This is a genomic window from Roseinatronobacter sp. (assembly GCF_051859525.1).
Lineage (GTDB): Bacteria > Pseudomonadota > Alphaproteobacteria > Rhodobacterales > Rhodobacteraceae > Roseinatronobacter.
Genome location: NZ_JBHYFM010000008.1, coordinates 118,987 through 128,083 on the forward strand (window position 1 = coordinate 118,987; position 9,097 = coordinate 128,083).

5 protein-coding genes are annotated in these 9,097 nt (G+C 62.4%); 1 reads left to right on the forward strand and 4 read right to left on the reverse strand.

Going from position 1 to position 9,097, the window contains the following annotated elements:
• Positions 1-8 precede the first annotated feature (8 nt).
• Both ACTIE1_RS09070 and ACTIE1_RS09075 read right to left on the reverse strand, forming a co-directional pair.
• Positions 9-2,630 carry an ABC transporter permease subunit gene (locus ACTIE1_RS09070; protein WP_439561543.1) on the reverse strand — a complete coding sequence of 874 codons (2,622 nt, stop codon included), beginning with the start codon at positions 2,628-2,630 and terminating at the stop codon, positions 9-11.
• Between the two features lie 74 nt (positions 2,631-2,704).
• On the reverse strand, positions 2,705-3,670 hold the full coding sequence (locus ACTIE1_RS09075; RefSeq protein ID WP_439561544.1) for a PstS family phosphate ABC transporter substrate-binding protein: 966 nt from the start codon (positions 3,668-3,670) through the stop codon (positions 2,705-2,707).
• A gap of 202 nt (positions 3,671-3,872) precedes the next feature.
• Here ACTIE1_RS09075 and ACTIE1_RS09080 point away from each other — a divergent pair, with 202 nt between their 5' ends.
• Positions 3,873-6,152: a xanthine dehydrogenase family protein molybdopterin-binding subunit gene (locus tag ACTIE1_RS09080; protein ID WP_439561545.1), complete on the forward strand. Its 2,280-nt coding sequence runs from the start codon at positions 3,873-3,875 to the stop codon at positions 6,150-6,152.
• Between the two features lie 57 nt (positions 6,153-6,209).
• Here ACTIE1_RS09080 and ACTIE1_RS09085 read toward each other — a convergent pair whose 3' ends face one another.
• On the reverse strand, positions 6,210-8,414 hold the full coding sequence (locus tag ACTIE1_RS09085; protein ID WP_439561546.1) for a DEAD/DEAH box helicase: 2,205 nt from the start codon (positions 8,412-8,414) through the stop codon (positions 6,210-6,212).
• 149 nt (positions 8,415-8,563) lie between these two features.
• Positions 8,564-9,097, reverse strand: a 534-nt coding sequence (locus ACTIE1_RS09090) for a winged helix-turn-helix domain-containing protein (protein ID WP_439563344.1), incomplete at its 5' end; no start/stop codon positions are given.

Sequence of the window (9,097 nt, forward strand, 5' to 3'; positions counted from 1 at the left end):
CCCCAGGGTTACAGATTGAAGGCGCGCTTGCGGAAGCGCTGGCGGATCAACTCCGCGCCTGTATTGATAATGAAGGTCATGACAAACAGCGTCAGCGCGGCAAGGAACAGGACACGGTAATTCGTGCCATCCTTCACGGCCTCCGGCAGCTCAATCGCGATATTCGCCGACAAGGTGCGCAGACCTGAAAAAATGTTCCATTCCATGATGGGCGTGTTGCCTGCCGCCATGACCACAATCATGGTTTCGCCCACAGCGCGCCCCATGCCCATCATCACCGCCGAAAACACACCCGATGCGGCGGTCGGCAGAATGACCCAGCGCGCGGTCTGCCACGGTGTCGCCCCGCAGGCCAGTGACGCCGCACGCAAATGGCCGGGAACGGAATTCAGCGCATCTTCGGCCAGCGTATAGATGTTGGGGATTACCGCGAACGCCATGATGAACCCCACCACCAGCGCATTGCGCTGCTGATAGCTGTCGATGAAACTGCCGCGCGGGTCATAGCCGATGGCGGTCAGGCCCAGCGCCACAAGCAACGACAGCGCCATCGCCAGACCCAGAAGCACAATCCAGCGCACCGCATCCACCATACCCGCGCGCGACCGGTCCAACCCTGAAATCAGGTCGCGGTAATGGTGACCGAACTGTTTGCGGAAGGTCCACGCCGTAACGAAATAGGACAGGGGCAGCAGGATCAGGAACATGAACGGCGTGCCGGTTCCAATGCGCCCTGTCGTCCATTGCTTGAAATCGCCATAAAACAGCACCCGCTCCAGTGATGCGCCCAGTTGGGCGGCGATCCATGCCGTGATCAGGATGGACAGCCCCATCAGCGTGAATTTAGGAAACCCGTCATATTTCAGCGCCGTCTGCGCCGGTAATGTCTGCCAGACGAACGCACCAATCATCAGGCCCATGGGCAGCGCGAAGAAGCCCAGCAGGACAGCGCCGATCCATTCCTCGACCAGTGGTGCCAGCACCAGTGCGGCGATAAAGCCCAGAACCACGGTGGGCAGGGATTCCATCATCTCCATCATCGGCTTGACGGTGCCGCGCACGCGCTTGTCCACGAATTCCGATGTATAGATCGCAGCCATCAGCGCAATCGGCACGGCAAAGATCATGGCGTAAAACGCGGCCTTGAACGTGCCGAAGATCAGCGGCACCAGCGAATATTTCGGTTCCGACAGGTCGGTTCCGGCTGTGGACTGCCAGATGAATTCGGGCTGGCCATAACCTTCGTACCAGATTTTTCCGAACAGCACCTTCAGCGTCACTTCAGGGTGGCGCTGGGTGTACTGCCATGCTTCGAATTCCGCGCTGTCATTGACAAGCAAAACACCGTCAGAACGCGGGAACAACATGGCCTGGGTATCTGCCGTCAATTCGCCCGAACGTGCCAACTGGAACAGAACCTGATCGGATGTGGAATGGTAAACCCAGACATTGCCCGCCGCATCGGTGGCGACAAATTCCTTGGAGCGCTGCGCTTCTGACAGGTCGATTACGCTGGCAGGCATGGGCGCATGCACCCGTGCACGCACCATTTCGCGCCCGTCCGTCGTGGCGCTGGTGCCTGTTTGCAGGCGGAACCATACGGCAATCCCGCCATCATCCGTGCCCACGACCAGCGCATCCTCTGCGGTCAGGAACGTAAGCGCGGTAACGCCGACACCGTCATCGGCCACGCGGCGGCGTTCGGCCATCGACGGCGCATCCATGTTGCGCAGGTCATAGCGGTAAATGAACCCCGCATCGGTGGCGACAATCGCGCGGTCACCAGTTCCCGACATCAGAATGCCGGTGATCGTTTCATCCGCACCTATACCCAAGGGGGGCAACTCGGTTGTCGTGGTCGTGACCGTCTCATCGCCCGTCATCATGTTGATCTGCACGCGCGACTGGCTGACACGCACCTGACCGGCGGCATCGACAGTCGCAAAGGCAATGGTCGGGCGTTCGACCGTGCCGCCAATGCGGTAATCAATCGCAATGATCGGCTGGTCCGAAATCTGATCGACCGAGGTTAATTCGTTCACCGCGGAATTGGTTCGGAAATCGCCCGTCCCCACCTGCGTATAGACAAAGCCGTCCAGCATCTGGTCGCGCGCATCAATCCGCGTCAGGCCCACAGGCATGCGGTTGCGTGATGTGGCCGTGCTGGTGAACCCGACTGTGGCAAAACGGACCGACCCGTCATTGAAACCGAAGGCCACGCGGTCGCGTTCCAGCGTGCCGGCCACAGATGTCACTTCCGCACCGTTGAAGTCCAGCACCTCGCGCGCGACCTCTGTTCCGGTGGGAATGTGAAAGGTCAGCGCGGTTCCCCCCGCATCCACAAGCGTGCCAAGCGTCTGGAATTCGTCACCATTTACCCAGAACACCTGTTCGGGCAGGTCAAGCTGGTGGCGCACATTCCCATCGACGGACCCGCCCGCCATAAGCGGCGCCACGACGCGAAACAGGAATACCATGATTCCCAGAACCGCAACGATAACCATCAAACCGCCAACAGTGATAATACCACCCGCCAGTTTCTCGCCAAGGACCACACTGGTCCGCGTCGTCATGCGTCTTTTTCGTGCCGCTGCGCCGCGTTCGCTGGTGGTGGGGGCAGTATCGCTCATGTTGCGTTCCATCACATTGAAAACAAACAAAGGGCGAGGCGGCACAGGCCGCCCCACCCAATTTCATCAGGCCCTTACTTCAGGCCAAATGCTTCAAGATCCAGATCGGCGATGCGTGCGGTGACCGGGAAGAAACCGGCACGAACCACATCTGCCTGACCTTCCTGGCTGTAGACGTAGCGCACGAATTCAGCGCGCAGCGGCTCCATCTCGGCATTGGGGTCGACGTTCATGTAAACATACAGGAAGCGTGCAATCGGATAGGTGCCTTCCGGTGCATCGTCGGTGGAATAGCAGTTGCCATCATCGCCGCGAATTTCCAGCGCGCGCACATCTGCTGTGCCGTAGCCCACACCCGAATAACCGATGCCGCCCAGATCGGCTGCAACACCCTGAATCACGGTCGATGAGCCGGGCTGTTCGCGCACTTCGGGGCTGTAATCGCCGCCAAACAGCGCGACATCCTTGAAGTAGCCATAGGTGCCCGAAGCCGAGTTGCGGCCGTAGGTGGCAATCGGACGATCCGCCCATTCGCCTTCTGCGCCGACTTCACCCCATGTGGTGATCGGGGCATCTGCACCACCTGCGCGGGTCGATGAGAAGATCGCATCGATCTCCTGCAATGACACACAGGTCACAGGGTTATCGCGGTGCACGAAAACACCAATGGCGTCAATCGCGCCGCGCATCGGGATCGGCGGATAGCCGTAACGTGCTTCGAATTCTTCGATTTCAGATCCGCGCATCGCACGCGACATCGGGCCGAACTGGGCTGTGCCTTCGACCAGCGCGGGCGGGGCTGTGCCCGAACCGGCACCCTGAACCTGCACGGCAACATTCGGATAGAAGCCGCGGAAGCCTTCGGACCACAGGGTCATCAGGTTGTTCAGCGTGTCAGACCCGATCGAGGTCAGGTTGCCGGACACACCTGAAGCAGGCTCATATGCAGGCAGGTTGGGGTCAACATTCTGGGCAGACGCCATGCCAGCCGACAACGCCAGGGCAGAGACTGCAAGGGGAAGTGAAAAGGAAATGCGCATAAAACGGTCCTCTGGGTTTGCCCCATCGGGGCGGTTTGACAACATCGCCCTGATATGACCCGCTTGTAACGGGATTATGACATTTGCCGTCATGCGGAATTAATCATCTTTCACGGTATTTTGCGGCGGCCATAATCCGGTAGCCTGCCGGCCGTATCGTCGCTAATGTCACCACAAACCACAGATTTGACTGGAGGAAATCATGACAGCATTCGGCAAAAGCCAGTCCGTCCCCCGCCGAGAGGATACGCGCCTGCTGACCGGTACGGGCCGTTTCATGGACGATTCGGCCCCGAAAGATGCGCTGCACGCGGTATTTTTGCGCGCACCCGTCGCACATGGCCGAATCCTGTCGCTGGATCTGTCGGCGGCACAAACCGCCCCCGGCGTTCATGCTGTGCTGGACACGGACGCGCTGCACGCCGCTGGCCTGACACAGCCCATGCAGGCCAGTTTGCGCACGAATCGCGATGGCAGCACAGGGGCGAACCCGCCCCGCCCCCTGCTGGCCCGCGACCGCGTGACCTTCGTAGGCGAGGCGGTGGCGATGGTCGTGGCCGACACCCCCGCACAGGCCCGCGACGCGCTGGAATTGATCGAACTGGATATTGCCCCCCTGCCCCCGCATCTGGACCTTGCGCCGGGGGGGCCGGGAATCCACCCCCAAGCACCTGACAACATCGCCTATGACTGGGCCGTGGGGGATGAAAGCGCCGTTCAGGCCGCTTTTGAACAGGCCGCGCACCGGATCGCCATTACGGTGGACCAACCCCGCCTGCTTGCGGCATCGATGGAACCGCGCGGGGCCTATGCGGAATGGGACGGCACACGGCTGCATTTCTGCTTTGGCGGGCAGGGCGTGTGGGTCATGAAGGAACGGCTGGCAAAGATGCTGGGCCTTGCGCCGCAGGATGTGCGCGTCACAACCCCCGATGTCGGCGGCGGTTTTGGCATGAAGGGCATGCCCTATCCGGAATATTTTGTCATTGCCCACGCCGCCAAGGCGCTGGGGCGTCCGGTCAGATGGGCACCCGACCGGTCTGACGCCATCGTGTCGGACAATGCAGGACGCGATTTGCGGTCGCATGCAGAACTGGCGCTGGATGCGGACGGGCGTATTCTGGGCTACCGCGTGGAAAACTGGTCCAACCTTGGCGCGTGGAATTCCGAATTCGCCCAAGGCATCCAGTCACAACTGTTTTCGATGGTCGCGACAGGGGCCTATGACATTCCGGCGGCCTTTATCCACAGCCGCGGCATATACACCAACACCACACAGGTTGACGCCTATCGCGGCGCTGGCAGGCCGGAAGCGATTACCGTTCTGGAACGCCTGATGGACAAGGCCGCGCGCAAATTGGGACTGTGCCCCTTTGCCCTGCGCGCGCGCAATTTCATCGCGCCCGACGCCTTCCCGCATGCCACAGTGGCGGGCGACCGGATTCACGAAGGCGAATTCGCGCGTCTGCTGGAGGACGCGCGCGAACACGCCGATGTGGCTGGCTTCCCCGCGCGGCGCGCGCAAAGCAAGGCACGCGGGCGCAAACGCGGTCTGGGCCTGTGCTATTATATCGAAAGCATCATGGGCAACCCCGTCGAGGATGCGGAAATCGCCTTCAATGACGACGGAACCGTGTCCCTGATGATCGGCACGCAGTCAAACGGGCAAGGGCATGAAACCGTGTTCGCGCAATTCCTGTCCGACCGCACAGGCATTCCCCTTGACGCGATCCATGTGGTTCAGGGCGACAGCGACCGTATTGCCAAAGGGGGCGGCACGGGCGGGTCGCGTTCGGTCACTGTGCAGACCAATGCGACATTGGCCACAGTGGGGCAAATGGTGGCTGCCTTCACCGATTTTCTGAAACCCGAACTGGGCGACGATGTGGGTTTCGATGATGGCAGCTTCCGCGCGCCGGGGTCGAACCGCACGCTGACCCTGATCGAAGCCGCCGATCTGGCGCGAAGTCAGGGGCGGGCGGATCTGCTGCAACATGCAGGCAGCGCCAAACTTGACGCGCGATCCTACCCCAACGGCGCCCATCTGGCCGAAGTGGAACTGGACCCCGAAACAGGTGCGCTTCAGGTCCTGAATTACACGGCCGTGGATGATTTCGGTAACCTGCTGAACCCGCAACTGGTGCAAGGGCAGGTTCACGGCGGCATTGCCCAAGGGCTGGGACAAGCCATTTGCGAACAGGTTGTGTTCGACGATCAGGGCCAGCCCCTGACGGGCAGTTTCATGGATTACGCCATGCCGCGCGCATCAGACATGCCGCCCATCCGGTTCCATTCCGTGCCAGTTCCCGCCAAGGGCAACCCGCTGGGCCTGAAAGGCTGCGGGGAAGCGGGCACAGTGGGGGCCATTGCTGCCATAGTGAACGCGGTGCAAGACGCGCTGGGACCAGAAGCGGGCACAGATGTCCAGATGCCGCTGACGCCAGAACGCATCTGGCGTTTGTGCCAGACGGCCAGCGCCTAAGAAAATGCCGCGCCCTTCGGCATGAAGGACGCGGCATTTCCCACTTAACGAATGCTGCTATTTCCCGCGCCGTGGCGCATCGCGCCCGCCAGCGCGCGGACCTGCACCCGGTTTGCGCGGCTTGCGCGCATCCGCTTTGGCCATGCCGGGCGGGACAAAACGCTTGGAACTGTCGCGCGCATCGGCGGGCGCAGAAGCGGGGCGGCCCTTCGGCTTGCCATCCGGTTTTTGCCAGCTTTTGCCCGCAGGTTTCGGCGCAGGATCAAATCGATCTGCCTTGTCCTTGCCGCGCGGGGCGGGTTTGGCACCATGCGACTTGAAACCGGCCGAACGCGCTTCTGCCCCGCCTGCCGCGCGCGGCGGGCGTTTTGCATCCCCGCCTGTGGCGGGTTTGGCCTTATGGCGCGGTTTACGCTCGCCCTGCGGGGGGGCGGCGTCATAGGCGGGTTTCGCCCGTGGCGCGGGCGCGGCTGCATCAGGGTCATAGGCCGGCTTGGCGCGCGGGGCAGCAGGCGCGGCGTCATAGGCGGGCTTGGCGCGCGGCTTGGCTTCCGGCTTCGGGCTGGCCGCGCGGTCGCTGCGCGCCAGCCCCGCTTCGCGCGGCTTGGGCTTCGCGTCAAAGCCGCGGTCGCGATTGTCGCGCGGCTTTCTGGCGCCATCTCTGGCCCCGTCGCGCGGCCTGTCGCCGGATGGCGGACCGTCCGCCGCGCGTGCGGTTACGCCATCTTCGAGCACGCCATCCGGCCCAAGGGCCGCAAGAAAGCCCGCGGCGCTGCTTTCTGCAATTTCAACCAGCGTTTCATTATTCTGCACCCGAATGGCGCCAATGGCCGCTTTCTCCAGATTACCAGCGCGGCACAGCAAGGGCAGCAACCAGCGGGCCTCGGCGCGGTCATCGCGGCCAACCGACAGTGAAAACCACCGGCTTGGACCGAATTCACGGTGCTCGCGCGCGGCTGGCTTGCTATCGGGGGCGCGCAATTCTTCAGGCGCGGCATGGCGGGACTGATACAGCCGCAGATAGGCCGCCGCGATCACATCAGGGGCGTGCAAGCCCAGCAGTTTTTCGGCAAAGGCCGCCTGTTCGTCTGTCACCGGCTCCGACCACAGGGGGTCTGACAACAGCCGTTCCTCATCCTTGCGCAACACATCCTCGACCGACGGGGCAACGGTCCATTCCGCCGAAATCTTGGCCCATTTCAACAGGCGCTCGGCCTTACCCACAGCTTTGGGCGGGACGATCAGCGCGGAAATGCCCTTGCGACCCGCGCGGCCCGTTCTGCCCGAACGGTGCAGCAGGCTTTCGGTATTGGTGGGCAAATCCGCATGGATCACCAGATTCAGGTTGGGCAGGTCAATCCCGCGCGCGGCCACATCGGTGGCCACACAAACCCGCGCGCGCCCGTCGCGCATGGCTTGCAATGCATGCGTCCGCTCGGTCTGGCTAAGTTCGCCCGACAGGCTGACCGTGGACAACCCGCGATTGGCCAGACGCGCGGTCAGGTGGCTGACGGCGGCGCGGGTGTTGGCAAACACAATCGCGCTTTGATCTTCGTGAAACCGCAGCAGGTTGAAAATCGCATGTTCACTGTCGGACGCCGAAACGCGCAACGCCTGATAGGCGATATCTGCGTGCTGGTCGCTGCTGCCAAGGGTGCTAATGCGCTTGGCATCGCGCTGGTATTGTTTGGCAAGCTTGGCAATCATGGGCGACACGGTCGCCGAAAACATCAAGGTGCGCCGGTCAACCGGCGCCTGACCCAGCATGAATTCCAGATCCTCGCGGAAGCCCAGATCCAGCATCTCATCGGCTTCATCCAGCACGATGGCCTGAACTTCGCTTAGATCCAGTGCGCCGCGTTCGATATGGTCGCGCAAGCGGCCCGGCGTGCCGACAACGATATGCACACCGCGTTCCAGCGCGCGGCGTTCGGTGCGAATATCCATGCCGCCCACACAGGACGTGACAACCGCATTGGTGCGCGCATAAAGCCATGTCAATTCACGCATGACCTGAAACGCAAGTTCGCGCGTGGGCGCAACCACCAGTGCCAGCGGCAGCGCGGCCGGTCCGAATTTCACCGCATCCCCCAGAAGGGTCGGCGCGATGGCCAGACCGAAACCAACGGTCTTGCCCGATCCGGTTTGCGCGGAAACCAGCAAGTCCAGTGTGGCCACGTCAGGCGCGGTCACCGCCTGTTGCACGGGGGTAAGAATGTCAAAACCGCGCTCGGCAAGCGCCTCGGACAGGGGAGAGATCATAGCAGGAAAGTTCCATGGATAGCGGCGCAGCGCGCCGTGGGCGGTCGATCAAACGACACAAGACCCTCGCCCATAACCGGAATCAATCCAAAAGTATATGCCCGAATCAAGCAAAGACACCCGAATTTGACATCTTGCCGCCGGCCGTCCTATCCGCCCATTGCGTAGCCTGCGCCGCGGATGGTGCGGATGGGGTCTTCGCCGCCGGTGGTGCACAGTGTCTTGCGCAGGCGGCCCACATGCACGTCGACCGTGCGCGTGTCAATATAGATGTCGCGGCCCCAGACGCGGTCCAGAAGCGCCTCCCGGGTCCAGACCTTGCCGGGGCGTTCCATGAACGCGCCCAACAGCCGGAATTCCGTAGGCCCCAGATGCACCGCATCCCCGCCCCGCGTCACGCGGTGGCTGTCCGTGTCCAGACGGATATCGCCGAATTCCAGAACCTGACCGCTGGACGCAGGGCGGAAACGGCGCAGATTGGCGCGCACCCGTGCCACCAGTTCGGCCACCGAATAGGGTTTGACGATATAATCATCCGCCCCCGTATCCAGACCCCGCACGCGGTCGCTTTCTTCCGACCGGGCCGAGACCATGATCACCGCCGCATCGCGCCCTTCGGGCGTGGCCTTGATCTGGCGGCAGGCCTCCAGCCCCGACAGACGCGGCAGCATCCAGTCCAGCAG

Bases quoted from the DNA above. Each gene is read 5' to 3' on its own strand.
- ACTIE1_RS09070 (WP_439561543.1), bottom strand. From the start codon at position 2,630: ATGAGCGATACTGCCCCCACCACCAGCGAACGCGGCGCAGCGGCACGA.
- ACTIE1_RS09080 (WP_439561545.1), top strand. From the start codon at position 3,873: ATGACAGCATTCGGCAAAAGCCAGTCCGTCCCCCGCCGAGAGGATACG.
- ACTIE1_RS09085 (WP_439561546.1), bottom strand. From the start codon at position 8,414: ATGATCTCTCCCCTGTCCGAGGCGCTTGCCGAGCGCGGTTTTGACATT.
- ACTIE1_RS09075 (WP_439561544.1), bottom strand. From the start codon at position 3,670: ATGCGCATTTCCTTTTCACTTCCCCTTGCAGTCTCTGCCCTGGCGTTG.